This is a genomic window from Candidatus Baltobacteraceae bacterium (genome assembly GCA_036559195.1).
Classification (GTDB): domain Bacteria; phylum Vulcanimicrobiota; class Vulcanimicrobiia; order Vulcanimicrobiales; family Vulcanimicrobiaceae; genus JALYTZ01.
This window is the reverse complement of record DATBTN010000073.1, coordinates 13,077-32,583: the sequence shown is the minus strand read 5'-3', so window position 1 is coordinate 32,583 and position 19,507 is coordinate 13,077. Positions and strand designations below refer to the sequence as shown.

At 63.1% G+C, this 19,507-nt stretch carries 18 protein-coding genes, 1 tRNA gene, 1 other RNA gene and 1 pseudogene; 12 read left to right on the top strand and 9 right to left on the bottom strand.

The genetic code is table 11. From position 1 onward, the window contains the following. The first annotated feature begins 10 nt into the window (after positions 1-10). The gene (locus tag VIG32_11830; GenBank protein HEY8298696.1) at positions 11-1,111 is read left to right on the top strand and encodes a cation:proton antiporter; all 1,101 of its coding nucleotides are present in this window, start codon (positions 11-13) and stop codon (positions 1,109-1,111) included. On the opposite strand, the gene VIG32_11825 is transcribed toward VIG32_11830, so the two are convergent. From VIG32_11825 to VIG32_11810, 4 genes and pseudogenes are all read right to left on the bottom strand, one after another. Continuing rightward, complete coding sequence (locus VIG32_11825) at positions 1,108-2,301, bottom strand: sensor histidine kinase KdpD (protein ID HEY8298695.1); 1,194 nt, start codon at positions 2,299-2,301, stop codon at positions 1,108-1,110. The two genes, VIG32_11830 and VIG32_11825, sit on opposite strands and share 4 nt — an antisense overlap. Before the next feature lie 315 nt (positions 2,302-2,616). Next, positions 2,617-3,141 (bottom strand): annotated as a pseudogene (locus VIG32_11820) (sensor histidine kinase KdpD). Between the two features lie 68 nt (positions 3,142-3,209). Then, positions 3,210-3,914, bottom strand: coding sequence for an NAD-binding protein (locus tag VIG32_11815; GenBank protein ID HEY8298694.1), 705 nt, complete (start codon positions 3,912-3,914; stop codon positions 3,210-3,212). 1 nt (position 3,915) lies between these two features. Continuing rightward, positions 3,916-4,590, bottom strand: coding sequence for an NAD-binding protein (locus VIG32_11810; protein HEY8298693.1), 675 nt, complete (start codon positions 4,588-4,590; stop codon positions 3,916-3,918). Positions 4,591-4,702: 112 nt separating this feature from the next. On the opposite strand from VIG32_11810, the gene VIG32_11805 reads away from it, so the two are divergent. From VIG32_11805 to VIG32_11795, 3 genes are all read left to right on the top strand, one after another. Further along, positions 4,703-4,776 (top strand) — tRNA-Pro (locus VIG32_11805). Between the two features lie 111 nt (positions 4,777-4,887). Beyond that, the gene (locus tag VIG32_11800; protein ID HEY8298692.1) at positions 4,888-5,262 is read left to right on the top strand and encodes a Clp protease N-terminal domain-containing protein; all 375 of its coding nucleotides are present in this window, start codon (positions 4,888-4,890) and stop codon (positions 5,260-5,262) included. Positions 5,263-5,270: 8 nt separating this feature from the next. Beyond that, on the top strand, positions 5,271-5,888 hold the full coding sequence (locus VIG32_11795; GenBank protein HEY8298691.1) for a DedA family protein: 618 nt from the start codon (positions 5,271-5,273) through the stop codon (positions 5,886-5,888). A gap of 6 nt (positions 5,889-5,894) precedes the next feature. Here VIG32_11795 and VIG32_11790 read toward each other — a convergent pair whose 3' ends face one another. Further along, positions 5,895-7,496 carry a DEAD/DEAH box helicase family protein gene (locus VIG32_11790; protein ID HEY8298690.1) on the bottom strand — a complete coding sequence of 534 codons (1,602 nt, stop codon included), beginning with the start codon at positions 7,494-7,496 and terminating at the stop codon, positions 5,895-5,897. 56 nt (positions 7,497-7,552) lie between these two features. Between VIG32_11790 and uvrC the strand changes: the two genes are divergently transcribed. The 4 genes from uvrC to ssrA all read left to right on the top strand — a co-directional run bounded on the left by uvrC (position 7,553) and on the right by ssrA (position 12,430). Further along, a complete protein-coding gene (uvrC, locus tag VIG32_11785) occupies positions 7,553-9,568 on the top strand; it encodes an excinuclease ABC subunit UvrC (GenBank protein HEY8298689.1) in 2,016 nt (671 codons plus the stop codon). Position 9,569: 1 nt separating this feature from the next. Further along, complete coding sequence (locus tag VIG32_11780) at positions 9,570-9,926, top strand: phage holin family protein (protein ID HEY8298688.1); 357 nt, start codon at positions 9,570-9,572, stop codon at positions 9,924-9,926. 74 nt (positions 9,927-10,000) lie between these two features. Beyond that, complete coding sequence (locus VIG32_11775) at positions 10,001-12,061, top strand: EAL domain-containing protein (GenBank protein HEY8298687.1); 2,061 nt, start codon at positions 10,001-10,003, stop codon at positions 12,059-12,061. Between the two features lie 14 nt (positions 12,062-12,075). After that, positions 12,076-12,430, top strand: a transfer-messenger RNA (tmRNA) gene (ssrA, locus tag VIG32_11770). Between the two features lie 59 nt (positions 12,431-12,489). On the opposite strand, the gene VIG32_11765 is transcribed toward ssrA, so the two are convergent. The 3 genes from VIG32_11765 to VIG32_11755 all read right to left on the bottom strand — a co-directional run bounded on the left by VIG32_11765 (position 12,490) and on the right by VIG32_11755 (position 14,128). Beyond that, the gene (locus VIG32_11765) at positions 12,490-12,897 is read right to left on the bottom strand and encodes an arsenate reductase ArsC (GenBank protein ID HEY8298686.1); all 408 of its coding nucleotides are present in this window, start codon (positions 12,895-12,897) and stop codon (positions 12,490-12,492) included. After that, entirely contained in the window at positions 12,887-13,606 is a 720-nt protein-coding gene (locus VIG32_11760; protein ID HEY8298685.1) for an MIP/aquaporin family protein, read from the bottom strand. Before VIG32_11760 ends, VIG32_11765 begins: the two co-directional genes overlap by 11 nt. An 84-nt stretch (positions 13,607-13,690) precedes the next feature. Continuing rightward, positions 13,691-14,128: an ArsI/CadI family heavy metal resistance metalloenzyme gene (locus VIG32_11755; GenBank protein ID HEY8298684.1), complete on the bottom strand. Its 438-nt coding sequence runs from the start codon at positions 14,126-14,128 to the stop codon at positions 13,691-13,693. A gap of 476 nt (positions 14,129-14,604) precedes the next feature. On the opposite strand from VIG32_11755, the gene VIG32_11750 reads away from it, so the two are divergent. From VIG32_11750 to VIG32_11735, 4 genes are all read left to right on the top strand, one after another. Beyond that, positions 14,605-14,991 carry a BlaI/MecI/CopY family transcriptional regulator gene (locus tag VIG32_11750; protein ID HEY8298683.1) on the top strand — a complete coding sequence of 129 codons (387 nt, stop codon included), beginning with the start codon at positions 14,605-14,607 and terminating at the stop codon, positions 14,989-14,991. After that, complete coding sequence (locus tag VIG32_11745; GenBank protein ID HEY8298682.1) at positions 14,988-16,814, top strand: M56 family metallopeptidase; 1,827 nt, start codon at positions 14,988-14,990, stop codon at positions 16,812-16,814. Before VIG32_11750 ends, VIG32_11745 begins: the two co-directional genes overlap by 4 nt. Positions 16,815-16,951: 137 nt before the next feature. Beyond that, complete coding sequence (locus tag VIG32_11740; GenBank protein ID HEY8298681.1) at positions 16,952-17,404, top strand: hypothetical protein; 453 nt, start codon at positions 16,952-16,954, stop codon at positions 17,402-17,404. 52 nt (positions 17,405-17,456) lie between these two features. After that, positions 17,457-19,010, top strand: coding sequence for a tetratricopeptide repeat protein (locus VIG32_11735; GenBank protein HEY8298680.1), 1,554 nt, complete (start codon positions 17,457-17,459; stop codon positions 19,008-19,010). On the opposite strand, the gene VIG32_11730 is transcribed toward VIG32_11735, so the two are convergent. Continuing rightward, a complete protein-coding gene (locus VIG32_11730) occupies positions 18,993-19,505 on the bottom strand; it encodes a redoxin family protein (GenBank protein HEY8298679.1) in 513 nt (170 codons plus the stop codon). The two genes, VIG32_11735 and VIG32_11730, sit on opposite strands and share 18 nt — an antisense overlap. Positions 19,506-19,507 lie beyond the last annotated feature (2 nt).

Below are 19,507 nucleotides of genomic sequence, written 5' to 3'. Positions count from 1 at the left end.
TGCGATCGTCGTGAAGCTCTGGCAGATTGCGGTGCTTCTGATCGCGGGCATCGGTGTGGGCGTCGCTTTTCCCGGCCGGCTGACGGGCCTCTTCGGCACGGTGACGCTCTATGTGTTTTTGCCGGCGCTGATTTTCGAAGCGGCCTGGCAGCTCGACTTGCGGGTCATGCGTCAGGTGTGGCGTCCGATCGTGTTGCTCGCGTTTCCGGGCGTGCTCGTAACGGCCGCGATCGTCGGCGCGGCAACGCACGTTGCCGGCGCCCTGCCGTGGCGCGTCGCACTTTTGCTCGGCGCGGTGCTTAGCGCGACCGATCCGGTCGCCGTGGTGGCGATCTTTCGCCAGTTGGTCGTTCCAAAGACGCTCGCCACGATCGTCGAGAGCGAAGCGCTGCTCAACGATGCGGTCGCCGTCGTCGTGTATCGAGTCATCTTAATGACGTTTGCGATTGGAGCGACTGCTGCCGGCACCGTCCAAATCGCCGCCGGTGCCGTGCTAGGAACCGCGTTCGGGATCGGGCTGGGAGTGGTTGCCGCCTTCGTGACCTCGCTGATTCTGCGCCGCGGAATCGGCGCGGTCGCACAGACCGGTTTGACGTTTGTAGCGGCGTACGGAGCGTACTTTGCGGCGGATCGCTTGCAGTGGTCCGGCATTTTCGCGGTCGTGTCGCTGGGTATCGTTTTGCGCGCGCTGGAGACGCGGCACGACGTCGTGCGGCGCGCCGACGGCGTCGAGCGCGCCTGGTCGATCGCCGCCGCCGCCGCCAACGCGGTGCTCTTTTTTCTGGTCGGTGCCGCCCTCGACGTCACCCGCCTGCTGCACGCTCCGCTCGTGATTCTGCTCACGCTGCTCGCCGTCGCCGCGGCGCGCATCCTGCTGGCGTACGGCGGATTGGCGCTGGTTCGTCCGCGGTTGGATCTTCGCTGGAAAACCGTCGTGCGATTGGCGGGCGTACGCGGCGCGCTCTCGCTCGCGCTCGCGCTCGCGACTCCGCTCGCGATCGAGCAGCGGCCCATCATTATCGATGCGACGTTTGCGGTGGTGCTGGTAACCGTGCTGGTCAGTTCGTTTACGATCGAACCGCGCGTCCGCGAATTGGGGCTCGACGCTTAGTCGGAACCGGTGAGTTCCTGCGTTCCCTCGTGGCGGCGGGCGAGGATGATGAGTTCGCGCGCCCCGGCATCGATCAAACGGCGCGCGTAGGCGTTGGGCTGCGGCCAGCGCGGGTTGCGCAACGTGCCGCCGACGACGACGGTGGTTTCGAGGACCGCGCGAGCCATTTCGATCACCCGTTTGGGCGGATCGGCGCTGCGATCGTAGATCCATTTGCCGCCGGCCGCTTTGACGGCTTGCTCCAGCGTTGCCAGCATCGCCGCGTCGGGATGCTCGTTAGCTGCCGCCACGTGGGTGACGGCAAAATCGATGCTCAGGCGTCCGGCAATCTTCGAGCAGCGCGTGACCAGCGCGATATCGCTCTCGCGGGGCGCGATCGTGAGCAGCAGCCGCTCGAACGGGGCGCAGACCCGCTCGCGATCTTTGGCTTGCATCGCTTCGCGTACGGCGAGTTCGCGAAGCGCCCGAAGGTTATCGGTGCGGAAGAAGGTTCCAAGCGCCGTCTCCACGCGTTCGGGCGGAAAGATCTTCCCTTCGCGCAAGCGTTCGCGCAGCGCTTCGGGCGTGACGTCGATTAAAATGACCTCGTCGGCTAGCGCGAGAATTCCATCGGGCAGCGTCTGACGAACGGTCGTTCCGGTCAAGCGAAAGATGGCGTCGCCGAGCGCCTCGAGGTGCGCGATATTGAGCGTCGTGACGACGTCGATTCCGGCGCGCAGCACGGCGAGCACGTCCTCGTATCGCTTCCGCGCGGCCGATGCCGGGGCGTTGGTGTGGGCCAGCTCGTCGATGAGCGCGACCTTCGGATGGCGCGCGATGAGCGCGTCGCGATCGAACTCTTCCTGGGCCACGCCGTTGGCATCGACGCGCTTGCGCGGCACCACTTCGAGTCCGGCGACGAGCGCCTGCGTCTCCGCGCGCCCGTGCGTCTCGATGAAACCGGCGACGACGTCGACGCCTTCGCTCAGCAACTGATGGCCGCGATCGAGCATGGCCATCGTTTTTCCGGAGCCGGCCACCGCGCCGAGATAGACCGTAAGTTTGCCGTAGCCGATGCGCAGCCGGTCGCCGAGCGCGCCGGAGAGACGCGACGAGAGCGGCGGCTGCGAGAGAAACGTTTGGTCGGTGCCAACCAGAAAGAGATCGCGTTCGGCTTTGCGATTGGCCAATTGTTTTGCGAACTTGCTCATCGGAACCGCAACGAGCGACGCTCGCAAGTCGTCGATATCCTCGATCGCTCCCTGCACGTCGCCGGGAAAGACTTCGCATTCGTACTCGCCGTGCGTGAGCGCCGCGAACTCGTCGACGGAGACGCTCGGCGCGGTGTGCACTTCGAGCGCGAGATCGAGCGCCGATGCGATGGCGGCAGTCCGGCGGATGAACGGGACCGGATTGAAGCCGGGCAGCACGATCGCGGCCGCCGTCGAGACGGCGTCGGCGGATATGGCCGGAATCGTGAGATCGTCGATCGTGCGCAGCAGAAGTTCGCGCAGTGCGTGAAGGGTTTCGCTCTTGACGGCCTTTTGCGAGATCAGTCGGCGCTGGAGCAGCTGCGGGGAGACGTCGAGTGCGATGACCTCTTCGGCGGCCTTGAGAAACGAGATCGGCACCGTCTCGCGAACCGGACATCCGGTCACGATTTGCGCGATCGGCGCGGCCGTCTCGAGATGCGCGATATTGAAAGCGCTCAAGACCGAGATGCCGCGTTCGCGTAACGCAAGCGCGTCCTGCCAGCGTTTGGCGTTCGGGGAGCCGGGGCTATTGTCGTGGGCGAGGTCGTCGAGCAAGACGACGTCGGGGTGCATGGCGACCGCCGCCTCGAAATCGAATTCGGGAACGCTCGCGGTACCGACTTTTACCAAGTGCGGGGGCACTCGTGGAATATCTTCGGCGAGCCGTTCCAGATCGGCGCGGCCTCTCACCTCGAGCCAGCCGATGACGACGTTCTTGCCCGCTAGGCGGGCACGGTGAGCGTCGTCGAGCAGGCGGCGCGTCTTGCCCGCACCGGATGCGGCGGCGATGTAGACGAGGAGCCGGGCCTGCGTGCCCGAGTCTTCAAGAGTCGTCGTGGAGGCGGCGCGTTTGCGTTCGTTGCGGTTTACGGCGAGCCTCCGTTAGAGGCCTCGCCTCCGGCGAGCAGCGCGCGCAATTGTTCGGCCGCGCCGTCGCGTACGATGGCGATCACTTTGTCGCCGACGTGCAGCTCCGTGTCGCTCGTGGGAATTACCAAGTCTTCCTCGTCGCGTACGACGGCGACCAGCACGCTGTTGCGCGGAAAGTCGAGATCGCTCACGCGCTTGCCGTCGGCCGGAGAACGGGCCGGGACCCCGACCTTGACCATCTGCATCTGGCCTTTACCAAAGAGGTGCATCGTCTCGAGATTGGTGCCTTTCGAGGCGCTCACGTGTTCGTTGAGAACGTCGAGAATGATCTCGGTGGAAGAGATGACCGTGATCGGATCCTCGGAATCGAGGGATTCGAAGATCAACTTGTTGCCCGGATTGTTGACGCGCGCGATACAGCGCGCTTTCGTTTTTTTCTTGGCGATCAAGCAGACGACGAGATTGTCTTCATCGTCGCCCGTGTCGGCGACCACGACATCGGCGCGGCCGATGCCGGCGCCCTCGAGGATTAAGGGGTCGCAGCCGTCGCCGACGACCGTCACGTTGGTTTCGAGCAGCGTTTCGAGCATTTTCGCTTTGCGCTCTTCCTTCTCGACCACGACGACCTCGTGGCCCTCTTGCAGTAACGCGCGAGTAAGATAGGAGCCGACTTTTCCGCCGCCGACGATGAGCACGAACATCCTACGCGCCGACTTTCGCCGCGGGCGCGGCAGATCCGAACGTTTGAGCGAACTCGCTGATCGCCTCGGGAGCGACGATGGCATTGATCTCGTCGCCTTCGGCGAGTTCGGTGTCGTTGGCGGCAACGCGCACGGTCTTGCCGGTGCGGATGGCGGCGATGCGGATGCGTCCGGGCTGCTCGACATCGCTCACGCGCTTACCCGCGTACGACGCGCCGACGATGGCCGTGAGCGAGGTAACCTTACCGAAATCGAAGGACTGCAGCGTGTCCCAAGGCGCTTCCATCAGCATGTCGCGAATCATCTTCGCGCCGATCGTCGTCGGACAGACCGTGTCGATACCGAGATCGCGATACATCAACCCGCGGGGCGGATCGTAAATGCGGCAAACGATCTTCTTGACGGCGAACATGCGCTGCGCGATCAGGGCCGCCATCACGTTGCGATTGTCGCCGTTGGTTACGGCGATGAACCCGTCGGTCTGCTCGGCGCCGGCTCGCGCGAGCACGTCGTAATCGATGCCCGTTCCAACGACCACGTGCCCTTTAAAACCGGGCCCGAGGCGGCGAAACGCGGAGGGGTTTTCGTCGATGACGGTAACTTCGTGATTGTCGGCATCGAGGAGCTTCGCGAGGGTGGATCCGACGCGGCCGCACCCGACGATGAGGTATCTCATGAGCGGCCAGAACCTTCGCTAACGGCGTCGGCGGGCCTGTTTTGTCTTCGAGAGAAGATGCCAAGACTTGCAGGAAGGCATCTCGAACGTCCGAATCAATGGGAGTTTTTGTCGGGGCGTGGCTCAGCTTGGTAGAGCGCTACGTTCGGGACGTAGAGGTCGCTGGTTCGAATCCAGTCGCCCCGATATTTACCCCCAAGCAGCATGCTGCAATGCCTGGGGCTGCCACCAAGCACCGGCATCCGGCCCATACCACGGGATATATTGTTTTCTCGATTTAGTGCCGCTTCTCGGCGCGTGCTGCGGGCCGCCGAGCAAGAGTGCCGCAACCACAATCACTATTACGTAGGCGCCGAACATTTGCTGCTCGCGTTGCTCGAAGAGCACGACGCCGCCGTGATCGAACGCTTGCGTTTGGACCGAATCGAGATCGCCGAGGCGCACTCGGAGGTTCGTCGCGCGCTCGGAACCGGCGAAGACCGAACGTGGGAAGGCATCCTGGTCACGCCGCGCGTGCGCAAGATCGTCGCGCTGGCCGAAGAGCGGGCGGCGGATCGCGACGTCGAGCCGGCCGATCTGTTTGAGGCCATGCGCCAAGAAGGCGGAAGCTTGGCTTCCGAGATACTCCGCCGCGCCAAGTCGGGGCGAAATACCGCCGCGGCCTCCGAGTAAGGAATCCCGTGCAGCACCTCACCACCATCGCGCTGAACCTCGTCGAGCACGTCGGCTATATCGGTCTTTTCGTCGCGCTCATGCTTGGGAACATCGGTGCGCCGGTCGGGGCCGAGGTCATCGTCCCGGCGGCCGGGGCCTTGGTTGCCACCGGTCATCTGCCGAGCCTGTGGATCGCGGTTGCGGCGGCCGTCCTCGGCGAATTGGCGGGCCAAAGTATCGCGTACGCGATCGGCTTCTACGGAGGCCGTCCGGTTATCGAGCGGTACGGCAAATACGTGCGCTTCCACGAGGCCGAGCTGCTGCGGGTTGAAGCGTTCTTCGCGCGTTTCGGCAGCTTCGCGATCTTTATTTGCCGGTTCGTGCCCGTGTTGCGCGGCATCGTCGGCTTTCCGGCCGGCATTGCGGAAATGCCGCTGGTGCCGTTCTATCTGTGGACGTTCTTCGGCTCGCTGATCTTCTGCGGCGGCTTGGTGCTCTTGGGCAACTCGCTCGGCAATCACATCGATCAGATCGTTCCGATCATCCACAAGTTCGGACTCATCGTGCTCGCGCTGGCCGTCGTCGTCGGCATCGCCGCGTTCTTCATCGTGCGCGCGCGCACCAAGGCCGAAGCGAAGCTCTAGCCTGGATTACTTCAAGCCGTCGTATCTGTCGCGTTCGAGCCAGCGAAGGACGGCGTGGCGGCGTTGTTTGAGCGTGTCGGAGGTCGCGGCGGCGATCGGGCCGCCGAAGCGCTGATTGAGCGTGGCGTGAATCTTGCGGTGCTCGATGCCGAAGCGCTGCGAGGCCTGGGCGACGAGTCCCTGGAGCGATTTGCGCAGAAGTTCTTTCTCCTCGCTCTTGCTCAGCACGAACTCGGGCTCGAGGGTGCGGGCGAGTTCGACGGGTGCCTCCTCCACGTAGTAGGTCTGCGGATTGAAGAGCGGCCCGTAGTCGAGCACGCGCTCGTCCTGCACGATGGCGTTGATGCTCGTGAAAAGGCTCGTCGTTTCGCCGGTCTCGGTTTGAACGCGGTTGGCTAGCGTCAGATCGTCGAACTCGCGCTGCACCTTGAGATAGGCTTTGACGTCGATCGTGACGCGCGAGGCCAACTCGCGGATCCGCTGATCGTCGGGAAGGTAGACGAATGCGTGCTGCGTGCCGCCCGTGCGCTGCGTGCGCACGAAACGGCCGCAGAACTGCCGAAAATACATCTCGGTATTGACGTTGCTTGCGAAGATGCCGACTCGCAGCCGCGGGATGTCGACCCCTTCGGAGATCATGTGCACGGCGACGATCCACGGATCGCGCGAGCGGCCGAACTTCGATATCTTGCGCGACGCGCCGTCTTCGTCGGAGAGGACGATCGCCGGCTCGATTCCGACGCGTTCGCGCACGAGGTCGGCGACGAAGCGCGCGTGCGCTTGATTCATGGCGATGATGAGGCCGCCCGCATCGCCGTGTCCGCTCCGGCGAATCTCGCGCAGCTTTTCATCGGCTTTCACGATGACGTCGCCGAGCCACGCCTTTTGCGTGAGTGCCGTGCGCAGCCGTTCGCTCTGCTGGGCGCGCGATTTTAGCGCAGTATCGAAGGATGCGGCGAGCATAACGCCGTCCTTGCTCACCCATTCCGCGTACCCGCCTTGAAGCGGAAAGACCAACGGACGGCAGACGCCGTCGTTTAAGGCTTGCGTGTAGTCGTACGTGTAATCGGCCTGCGAGAGGCCGTGGTGATAGCGCACGAACGGAATCGGCGTCCCGTCGCTGCGAAACGGCGTTCCCGACATTCCGACGCGATAGCGCGCGCCGCCGAACGCGTCGCGAAGCGCCTGCCCCCACGTTGCCTGGTCGCCTGCGTGATGCAGCTCGTCGAGGATGACGAGCGTCGGCATTCGCGCGAGCGCGCGATAGAGCTGCGGCGAAAAGGCTACCTGCTGATACGTCACGGCGACGCCGTGCATATCCGAGGCGATCGCGCCGGCCGCATTATCGAAACGCGCGTCGAGGTGGATGCCCGCCCCGGCCATAGCGGCGGCGATCTGTCCCTTGAGATGCTCGCGCGGCACGACCGCGATCACCTGACGAACCTCGCCTGCCTGCAGCAGTGCGTGGGCTAGCCGGGCCGCGAAGCGGGTCTTGCCCGCGCCGGGGGTCGCCACCACGAGCGCGGTTGCCGGGCGATCGGCCCACCACGTCTCGAACGCCTCGCTCTGCCACCGGCGCAGCGGCAGCCTCCATGCAAGCAACTCCATGCCGAGCCACCGTGTTCGAAGCATCTCGGGGCCGCGCCTCGAAGGAATTTGTACGGATGTCCACCATCGATCGCCGCTCGCTCGCAACGACGCTCAGCCAGATCCCCGACGCCCCCGGCGTCTATCAGATGATAGGCAAGGAGGGCGAGGTGCTGTACATCGGCAAGGCGATCTCGCTGCGCGGCCGCGTGCGTTCGTATTTTCAGGAGAGCGCCGCACACCATATCCGCACGCAGCATATGGTCGAGCGCGTCGTTGACGTGCGCACGATCGTAGTCAACAACGAGATCGAGGCGCTGATCCTCGAAGCCAATCTGATCAAGCGGTATCAGCCGCCCTTCAACGTGCGCCTGCGCGACGACAAGCGCTATCCGTACCTTAAAGTCACCGACGAAGCTTTTCCGCGCGTCGTTTTCACGCGGGTGGTCAAGGACGACGGCGCGCGGTACTTCGGCCCGTACACCAACGCGCACGGGTTGCGCGAGTTGATCGATCTCGTGCGCTTGGTCTTTCCGCTGCGTACGTGCCGCGAGCCGATCGACGGGCGGCGCAATCGTCCGTGTTTGCAATACCACATCAAGCGCTGTTTGGCGCCGTGCGTTGGATACCAATCCGAGGCCGAATACGACGCGATGATCGAAGAAGTGGTGCTCTTTCTCGAGGGGAAGCAAGACTCGCTGCTGGCGCGGCTGCAGAACGACATGGTTCGAGCCGCCGAGGCCCTCGGTTTCGAAACGGCGGCGCGGCTGCGCGATCGCATCGTTCAAGTTCGCCGCGTCACCGAGAAGCAGACCGTCGTCTGGCGTACGCGGCTGGACATGGATCTGATCGCCGTCGCGCGCGGGCAGGGTCAGGCGTGCATGCAAGTCTTTATGGTCCGCGGCGGCAAGCTGATCGGCCAAGAGCACTTCATTCTCGACGGCGTTCACGAGCAACCCGATGCCGAACTCTTCAGCGAGTTCGTAAAACAGTTCTACACGGCGCGGACCGCCGGAGCACCCGAGCCGGCCGGCGCCTCGGCGTTTGCAAAGCATCGCGAGGCGCGCGGCAACGACGTGCCGGTGGCGATCAAGCGGCGAGCGCGCACCCGCGCGAGCGCGACGGCGGTGCCGAAAGAGATCCTGGTGCAAGGGTTCCCGGGCGACTCGAGCGTGATCGAGAGTTGGCTAACCGAGATTAAAGGCCAGCGCGTTCGTTTGCTGGTGCCGCAGCGCGGCGATCGCGCCGAGTACATGCGCTTGGTGCAGAAGAATGCGGAGCAAAACCTCAAGGCATTCCTCGTCAATCAAGAAGTGCAGGAAACCGCGCAGGCGCAGGCGCTCACGCAACTCGCCGATGCGTTGGAGCTTCCGGATTTGCCGCATCGCATCGAGTGCTACGACATCTCGAACATTCAGGGGACCAACGCCGTCAGTTCGATGGTCGTGTTTCACGAGGGCCGATCGAAGAAAAGCGAGTACCGCAAATTCAAGATTCAATACGATAAGGGTCCGAACGATTTTGCGATGATGCAGGAGACGCTGCGTCGCCGCTTGCGCTATCTGCGCGCGAAAACCGACGAGGACGTCAAACGTCACGATCCCGACGGCAGCTCCGATCGCGGCATCGAACGGGAACTCTCGAAAAAAGAGAAGTTCGACAAGCGTCCCGACTTGCTGCTCATCGACGGCGGGAAGGGTCAGCTCGGAGCGGTCGTCGAGGTGCTTGAGGAACTCGATATGACGGGCGTGCCGGTCGCGGGCCTCGCCAAGGAACACGAGTGGCTCTATCTGCCCGGGCAATCCGATCCGATCGTTCTGCCGCCCAACTCCGCCGCGCTTCATTTGGTGATGCGCATCCGCGACGAAGCGCACCGGTTCGCGATCACCTACCATCGCCAGCGGCGGGATAAGGCGATGACGCGTTCGGCGCTCGACGCGCTCGCAGGGGTCGGGCCGGTTCGCAAGAAGCGGTTACTTACGGCTTTCGGTTCTCTCGCCTCGCTCAAACGCGCGAGCGTCGACGAGATTGCCGCGGTCAAAGGGATGACGCCCGCCCTGGCCTCCCAGATCAAGGCTGCCTTAGGAGAGTGACATGCATCTCATTATCCGGCTGCTCGTCAATGCCGTCGCATTCTACCTGATTGCGACCTACATACCGGGGTTTCACGTAAGTTCGTTCGTCGCGGCCCTCGTTGCGGCGATCATCTTCGGTCTCGTCAATGCGATCATCCGGCCGCTCGTCTTGCTCATCACGTTGCCGCTGACGATCGTCACGCTTGGGCTCTTCATTATTATCATCAATGCGCTGATGTTCTGGCTCACCGCTGCGATCGCGCCCGGGTTCAAAGTCGACGGATTTGTGCCGGCACTCGAAGGCGCGATCGTCATGATGATCGTCTCGTTTTTCGTCTCGCACCTGTTCAAGGCCGAAGGCGCCCGAGCGGTGTAGTCGAGGTGGAAACGCCGAGGCCGGAGACGGGACCCGACCTTACGCCCTCGAATGAGTTGGCCGATAGAAAAAGAGTGGCTGGGTACACGGTTTCGCTCTTCGATCTTCCCTGTCCAGCGTGGTTTTACGATCGCGAAACGCTGCGGTTTTTAGCCGTCAACGACGCCGCAATCGAGCGATACGGATATACCCGCGAAGAGTTTCTCGCGATGACGCTGCTGGATATTCGGCCGGCGGAGGATCGGGCGAAGACCGAACGGGCGATTCGCTCGCGGAGTTTGGATCCGAAGGTCGCCGGTCCGTGGCGGCACCTCACGAAATCCGGTGACGTGCTTCTGGTCGAGGCGATCGCAACGACCGGCGACTTCGAGGGCCGTGCGACGCGTGCCGTAGTCGCGATCGACGCAACGAAGCGCGTGCTGGCCGAGCAGGCGTTGCGCGACTCCGAACAGCGGATGAGCGAAGCGCAGGAAACCGCGCATCTCGGTACGTGGCGGCGCGATCTGCGGACAGACGAAGCAACGTGGTCGGACGAACTCTGTCGGATCTTCGGCGTAACGCCCGAGCAAGTGCGCAACCCCGCTTTGCGGCGGCGGCTCCTGCTGACGCACCCCGACGATAGCGCGCTCGTGAATCGTACGCTAGCTGCGGCCCAGGCCGGCGACGGAACCTATCGCCTCGATCACCGCATCGTGCGCGCGGACGACGTAGTGCGCTGGGTGCACGTGCAGGGGCGATACGAGTTCGACGATGCCGGCACGCCGGTCATGTTGATCGGTACGCTGCTCGACATCACCGAACGCAAAGCGGCCGAGGCCGCACTCGACTTTTTCGCGCGTCACGATCGGCTGACGGGGCTGCATAATCGCGGCTCGGCGGAGAGCGAGCTCGAACGTCTGCTCGGCCGCGCAACCCCGGAAAGCCTCGTCGTACTCTTCATCGACTTCGACGGGTTTAAGTCGATCAACGAAACCCTCGGTCACGGCGCCGGCGACGACGTGTTGCGCGAGTCGGCGCAGCGGCTCAAGAGCGCGGTGACGGCGGGAACGATGGTCGCGCGGTGGGGAGGCAATGAGTTTCTCATCATCGCTCCGGAGATCGGCGGCGTCGCGGCGGCCTCGGCACTCGCACGCGGATTGCTGCAGACGCTCGAAGATCCGTATGAGTTGCATGGGCGCCTCCTGCATACGCGTCCGAGCATCGGCATCAGCATCTACCCCGAACACGGCCCAAGCGCGAACGAGTTGATTCGCAATGCGGATACCGCCATGTTCGCGGCCAAGAGCCGCAAGACCGCATTCGAAGTATTCGATCGCCCGATGCACGCCGCGGCCCGCGAGCGCCTGGAGCTGGAAAACGGCCTGCGCGCGGCGCTCAAGGCGAGCGAGTTCTTGCTGGTCTTCCAGCCCATCGTCGACGTCGTGACGGGCGGCGTGCTTGCCGCCGAAGCGCTCGTTCGCTGGCGGCACCCCGAACGCGGCATCCTCGCACCCGGTTCTTTCATGGATGTTGCGGAAGAGACCGGCCTCATCGTCGCGATCGACGAATTCGTTTTGCGGCAAGCCTGCGCGGCCGCGCGCGCGTGGTCGCTCGCGGGCATGGCGATTCCCGTCGCCGTCAACGTCTCGGCGCGCGATTTCGAGCAAGGCGATATCGTCACCACCGTCGAGCGCGCCATTCGCGCGTCGGGGCTCTTGCCCGAAATGCTGGAGCTGGAACTGACCGAGAGCGGCGTCATGCTCAACGTCGGTAACGCGATCGAGATCATGACGCGCCTGCGATCGCTCGGCGTACGGCTCGCAATGGACGACTTCGGCACCGGGTACAGTTCGCTCAGCCATCTCAAACGATTTCCGCTCGATACGCTCAAAATCGATCGCAGCTTCATCGCCGATCTGCCCGGAAACCCGTTCGATCGAGCGATCACCAAAGCGATCGTGCAGCTGGGGAACAGTGCCGGCTTACACGTCGTTGCGGAGGGCATCGAGGGGATCGAGCAGTTCGACGCCGTGCGCGAGCTTGGATGTTTGGCAGTTCAAGGCTACTACCTGGCCCGGCCCATGCCGGAGGCCGATCTGCTCGCTTTCGCTCGGGAGCGCCGGGCTGCCACCCTCAACTTGCCACCCGTGTTATGATGGATGACGGTCGCGGGGCTGAAATAGGTTCGACGGGAAGATCCGCGGTCAATGTAAGCAGGCGGAGTTGCGAGCTCTCCAAAAACGATCGCAAGCGTTATACACGCGAACAATCAATACGCACTCGCTGCCTAATTTAGGTTAGCGACGGGACGCGGAGAGTCGGCCCGAACCACTCCGTCTTCCCGCCACAAAGTCGGGCTGGTATGCGAAGCTGATCCGCAGCGCATGCGAGAAACAGGATCTGCTGCGAACGGTAATCCCTGCTTCGAGGAGTACGTTCGAGTAAGATAAAGTCGAAGCTGAGCCTGGAGAAAGCATTGGTCCGGCTTTTCGGACTCGGGGGGCGGTACCCCGACAGCTCCACCATTGTACGCTCTATCCCAAAAATGACATGAATACCATGCATTCCTTGGGATAGGGCGTTTTCATTTTTGCGTTATCAGAAGTTCCGCTGCCAGCGTCTTGGCCTTCTCTTTGACCATATCGCGGATTTCCCGCACGCGCTCCGCCCGTTGTCCTTTGGGATCCGGCAGTCCCCAGTCGTCGTCAATACGCGCTACGCCCCGAACGTCGCAGCCCATCGTAATGATGCGGTCCGCACGAGCCGCGATACCTGCATCGATTACTTTCGGCCTGGCTAAAGATATATCGATGCCGTCCTCACCCATCACTGCGACGACTCCCTCGTTTGGCATATCGGCCGCCTCCGTGCCCGCGGATGCAACTTCCACGGCGTCGCCGGCAAAGTGGCGGAGATAGGCTTCCGCCATCTGGCTTCTGCCAGTGTTGTGGCGACAAACGAACAGCACGAATGGCTTCTTGTCAGACGGCATGTGTCGAAATCTCCCGAACCTCATGGGGAAGCAGTACGGATTTCGCTTCATCTTTCGATATTGGCGCTAACCATGCGAAGACAGCGGTGGCGGCAAACGCGCCGAATAGTTGCGCTAAGATGAACCCAAATAGGTCGTTCGGGCGGATACCCGCGAACGTGTCGCTCATCGACCGCGCGATCGTCACGGCCGGATTAGCAAACGACGTGGAAGACGTGAACCAATACGCTCCGACGATGTACGCCGAGACGGCGAAGGGGACCAGGCCGTTCTTGAAGCGCACGCATCCCCAAATCACGGCGAGCAACCCAAACGTGGCGACGAACTCGCCAAGCCACTGCGCGCCGCCGGTGCGGATGTGATGCGACGGGAAGAAAAGCGGCAGCCCAAACATCAGGTTAGCCATCGCCGTTCCCGTCAACGCGCCAATCACTTGGGCACCAACGTATGCCGGAACTTCCGGCCATGGTAAGCCCTTCTGCCATGCGTCGCACAGGGTGACCGCGGGATTGAAGTGCGCTCCGGAAATCGGCCCGAACGCAGAGATGAGGCAGAAGAGCGCACCGCCTGTGGCAAGCGTATTGGCTAAAAGTGCAATCGCTATGTTCCCTCCGCTTAAACGTTGAGCCATGATTCCCGATCCTACCACCGCCGCTAGCAAGAATGCCGTACCTAAGGCTTCCGCGACGCTTCTTTTCAGTAAAGTCACGCAGGCATTCCATTCATCGGAGGAAGAGCACGTGGATCTCGACGCGAGCCCTTGCGCTCCGAGGTGTACCAAGGAGTGCAGCCATTATTGGACGCAGCATGAACGTTGCGCTTCGGTGTCGCTCGTGCAGCAAGTGGTTTCCTCGTTATCCCGTTCTTCCGTATCTTCGTGAACGGTGTAGACCTCCCAACGCCGGCCTTCCGGATCGGTCGCCCAGACTTTGGTTTGATTGGCGTAGCAGCACGTCTCTTCACGCTCGATGGACGAGGCAAGACCCGCCGACTGCAGGCGCGTGATAGCGCGTTCGACGTCGCCATCCGTTTCGACATACACGCCGTAGTGCGCATCGAGCGTCGGGGAAACGGATTCTCGCAAATCAAGGGCGAGTTCGAGGCCCGGTTGCTCGGTGATGAAGAGTGCGTAGTCTCCCAGAAGTTTTGCCGGGGTTGCGTCGAGTAACGTGGAGTAGAACTCCACGCTTTTGGCGAGGTCAGTGGTCGCAAGGTTCAGGTGGGTCTTCACGCTTGTACTTTCTGTCGAAAAATGGAGGTCAATGCATCGTCTAGGCGCGCCTTGGCATCCGCTGCGAGTCGGTAGTACACCCAGGTGCCTCGGCGTTCGCAGGTCACGAGATCTGCCTCCCTTAGGATGCGGAGGTGATGTGATACCGTCGGCTGATTAAGCGGAAGGGCCTCGGTGAAGTCGCACACACAGACCTCGCCTTCGCTGGCCGCCATTGTCGAGAGCATCATGAGTCGATATGGGTCTGCGACTGCCTTTAGAAGGGAGGCCCGGTCGTTGAAGTCGTCGTTCACGACCGATGCCGGTGGGCAGCACCGTTGCATTGACATACTTCGATACTACGCTAATATTGAATATTGTCAATATAGCACCGTCTGCTGCGCTGGCCGCTCGTGGCCTTAGTCGGACTCCTAGGATACTAGTTGACACGCGTTCTTTCGCGACGTATTATGCAACTAGGAAACTAGGAGGTGCTAATGCCGCGTAAGAAGGCTCTGGTGCTCACCGATCACGAGTTGCGATTGATGGACGCGCTCTGGGCCAAGGGCCGAGCGACCGTTTCCGAGGTTACATCGGCGCTGGCGCCGCCGCCGTTGGCGTACAACACCGTGCTTTCTACAATGCGGACGCTCGAACAAAAGGGCTACGTCGCCCATGAAGAGACCGGCCGCGCCTTCACCTATCGTCCCCTCGTCGAGCGAAGCGACGCCGCGAAATCCGCCGTGAGTCATGTGCTGTCGCGGTTCTTTCAGAATTCTCCGAACGCGCTCGCCGTCAGCCTGCTCGACGACGTTCCATTGCGCGACGCCGATCGCAAAGCGATTCGCGAATTGCTCGAGCGCAAACCGAAGGGACGGAAATGATGACGATCGTAGCGCAGGCGGCGCTCTTTATTTCCGGTGCGTTGTTCGACAGCCTATGGGAAGGCGCGCTGATCGTCGGCCTCGTGTGGCTGGGCCTGCGCTGCTTGCCGCGACTCGGCGCGGCGACGCGCTACGCGATTTGGCTGTGCGCGCTGGCAGCGCTCGTGCTCGTTCCGCTGGCGACGGTCTCGGTGCCCGCATCGCCACAGCGTTCCGCCCCCGCGAGCATCGCGGCTCCGGCCGGGGTTTCCGCTCCGTCCGCGCTCACAAACCTACCCGACGTTGCGCTGCCTGCTGCGCCGTCGATCGAAACGCCGCAAGCGCCGCGCATCCCTGTCTCGCAGAAGCTCGCAATCACGTTCGCGCTCGTCTGGGTGCTCGTGGCGTTCGCACGAGGCGCTCTTCTCGCGTTCAATCTTTTCCAGCTTTCAACGCTTCGGCGCAAAGCGCGAGTCTGGTCTTTGACGCACGATTACCCGGTCTTGCTCTCCGAGCGCGCCCGCGTTCCGTTCGCCATGGGCTTCCTGCGTCCGGCCGTCATCCTGCCCGCCTCGCTCGTGGAAGAGCAGTCGCTCGACGCTCTGGACGCGATCGTCATGCACGAAACGTCGCATCTGCGGCGCAACGACGTGTGGACGAATGCGCTCGCGCGAATTCTCGAAGCGTTTGTTGCGCTTAACCCGGCTGCGTGGTTCGTTTTGAACCGGCTCGCGACGGAGCGCGAGATCGCATGCGACGACTGGGTCGTCGCGCGACTCGGCGCGGGAGACGTGTTCGCGCGGACTTTAGCGGCCATGGCGAACCGCGCGGGTACCCGCGCTCCGTTCGCCGCCCCGAGCGCCGTCGGCTCGCGTCACTCCCTCGTCGCGCGAATCGAACGCCTCCTCGACGCTAGGCCCCGAAGTCTTCGCCTCTCGCTTTCCGCCCTAGGAGGTACGCTGATGCTGTTCGCCCTCATCGCGATCGTTCTTCAATCGGTCTCTCCGGTGCTCGCGTATGCACCGTCGCCGCTACCGGCGCAGCTCCAACTCGCGAGCGGTTGTGCGTCACCGAATCGCGGAATTCGAATGATGATGGAAATCGACCGCACGGCGAGCGTTGAAAGGTATTGGGTTGGACCGGCCGATCCGAGCAAATACGTGCGGCGGCTAGGAGCCTCCCACATTGCGACCGTCGACCTGACGGTGGATGCAGCCGGGGTGGTGCGCAAGCTCGCGGTCGTTTCGGCACCTTCCATTCCCGGCCTTGTGGAAATGATCGCGCGCACGTTCATGCACGAAACGTACGAGCCGGCCTTGCACGACTGCGCCGCCATTACCTCGACGCTCCGAATGAGCGCGTACGTTGGAGCGCGCGGCAACCCGCGCGACCAAACGCTCTCGATGGTCACTCCGTCGTATCCAGCCGGCTGGAGAGCGCTCCACCCGACATCGTGCAAGGTGCCGAATGTGCTTCACACCGGCGTCCCGGCGTTTCCGGCATCGCTGCGAAATGAGTCGAGCACCTTGACCGCATCGGTTCGCGTGCACGTCGATGCCGCCGGTTCCGTAACGGGCGCGGCCGTCGTGACGCCGAGCGGAAATGCGTCTCTCGACGATGCGGTGCTGGCGACCGCGCGCGCCGAGAAATATCCGATGACGGAGACTTCGGGATTCAAGCCGGTTCGTCCGAGTCACACGTCGCTTGCGTGGAATCGTGCTCATGGATCCACGGTGTACTCGAAGTGCGATCCGTTGCCGTCCGACTATCTGTGGACGACGACCGCCACGCGCGATACCTCGCCTCTCGTCGCTCCGCTGTGGTCCCGGGCTGGTTCTCGGTAGCGCACGCTTACTGCAGGTGCGAGGACGCTCACGTTCGGTCTGCGACATGCCGGCGTACGCGCGGCTCGCATCCTCGGAACAAAACCGATAATCCTCACGTTGCAAGACTACTACTTCCTTGCTTGAGGTATTGAGTCATGTCTTATGCGCGCGCGCTGGCTCTCGGGGTTGCCCTGCTTGCTCTAACCGCCTGCGGCAGCGGCGGAGGCGCACTGGGCGGGATATTCGGCGGTTCGGGCTTTCAATGTAATCCCGGCACGCAAGTCCAGCTTGCCAATCCAACCAACGGGCAGTCGGGCGTGAATCCGAACATCGGCTCGATCACGATCGTCGCGAACGGCAATAACAACACGCTCTTCAATACGTATCGTAATTGGAGCCTGGTGCTGAGCGACAACGTCGACCCGCAAATGCAAAGCTCGCAGCTCAATTTGGTCAGCGATCCGAACGGCCCGCACCCGTATGGGTCGGATTTTTATTACTCGGCGTCGATTCAGTCGCTGCCGAGCGGCCGCACCTGGAACGTCGGCTTGCAGCAGAATAGCAACGGTTACTGCAGCGCCTACCCGCTCTATACGTTCTCGACGTAAAAACTAGCGAGGCCCGGCGAGGGTTGGGCGGCTGGCCGCCGTAGACGACGGCATGGTTCCTTTGCGCGCGGCGCTCGAGGCCGAGCGGGCCGGCCGGATGCTCGAAAGCTTTCGACTCTGCGCCGACGCTCTGCGCGCAGTGCCCGACGATGCCGACGCGCTCAACTTGATGGGCCGGCTCTGCGGCGCCGGCGGCGATGCGGTTGCCGCGATCGGATTCCAGCGTCACGCCTTGCTCGTCGATCCGGAGCACACGCGCGCAAGGGCCGATCTCGATCGAGCGTTGGCGCCGTTCCCATCGCGAGCCTCCGGCGACGCGGCGTTTGCCGCCGCCTGCGAACTTCGGCCGGATATTGCCGCGCACCATCTCGCGCCTGGAACGCTGCCGGCGTTCCCCGCGCTCGATCGCGCGCGCGCTCTCCTCGACGAAGCCGTGGCCTTGAATCCCGGCAACGGCGCCGCGCACGCGGCGCTCGGCAACGTGCTCGCGCGAACCGGCGCTTTCGCCGAAGCGCTGGCGGCGTATCGCCGCGCGGTATTGCTCGAGCCCGATGCGGCCGACGCGCAACTCGCGACGGCCGAGATAGAATACAACTTCGACGATCTGGAAAGCGCGCGCTATCACTATGCGAACGCATTCGCCCGGTGCATTCTATTTAGCACTCCCGCTCCGCAAGGCGCGCGCCGCTCGGTGCTCGTGCTTGCCCGTCCGGCGCCGGGCAGCGCGAACGTTCCGCTCGACTTCGTGGTCGATCACGAACGAATCGCGATCCACCGGCTGTATCTGCCCAACGACGACACCGCGGCGTTATCGTCGCCGCTCCCGTCGTACGACCTGATTTTCAATGCCGTCTCTGAGAGTGAGGCGGCGGCAGGCGCCGTCGGGCTCGCCGCGCAGTTTATCGACTCGCAGAGCAAGCCCGTATTCAATCATCCGCGCAACCTGTGGAAGACGGCGCGGCCGTCGTTGGCGCCCGCGTTACGGGACGTCCCGCATTGCATCGTTCCGCAGACGCGGCGACTCGCCCGCGACGTATCGCTTGACGCAGCGAGCTTTCCGCTGCTCGCACGGCCGATCGATAGCCATGCCGGGCGCGATTTGGAACGGGTCGAAAACAACGCCGAATTGGCGGCCTACATCGCCGATCGGCCGAGCGAACCGGGTTTCGATGTAACGGAGTACGTGGAGTATCGCAGCGCCGACGGATATTACCGCAAGTATCGCATCATGTTCGTCGACGGTCTCGCGTACCCGTATCATTTGGCGATCTCGCCGAACTGGATGATTCACTACAAGACGAGCGCGATGTTCGATTGCCAGTGGATGCGCGACGAAGAAGCCGCCTTCCTCAACGATCCCGGCGCGGTATTTCCATATTGGATCGAGACAATGGAGGCTCTCGCCGCGGCGATCGGCCTCGACTACTTCGGCATCGACGCGGCGCGCACGGATGGCGGCGAACTGCTCGTGTTCGAAGCCGACGCCGCAACGTTCGTGCACGCGAAAGATTCTCCGGAGCGCTTCCCGTACAAGCCGCCCGCAGTCGCGCGGATCGTCGCCGCCGTGGGCGCGATGTTCGAGCGCGCGCTAACGCTGCGAGAGTAAGCCATTTACCACGCGCTCGACTTGCGCGTCTTGTGAATCGCCGACGATTGTGGCCCGCAGCACGCCGTGACGGTCGAAAATCAGCTGAGTCGGCCACGCGCTTACGCCATAGGCGTTCCAAATGCGTCGATCGTCGTCGATCGCGACCGGCCACGTGACCCCGAGCTGGGCCAAGCCGGCGGCCACGTGGCGCGGATTTTTCTCCCACGAGGTCTCGGGCGTGTGAACGCCGATGACGGCGAGGCCGCGCCGCGCGTCGCTTGCGTGAAGTTTCCGCAGTTCCGGCGTGACGTTTTGACAGTTGATGCAATCCACGGTAAACACGTCGACCACAACGACTTTGCCCTTGAGCGAGGCTGCGTCGGCGCGCCCGTTATACCAGCGCGTGTCCTGCAAAACGGGTTGGAGCGAGGGCAGCGAGGTGGAATGCCCCGCGAGGGCGCTCGCGCCCGCCAGAAGGCTCGCCGTAAGTACGGCGCTCAAGAACACGTTCATTT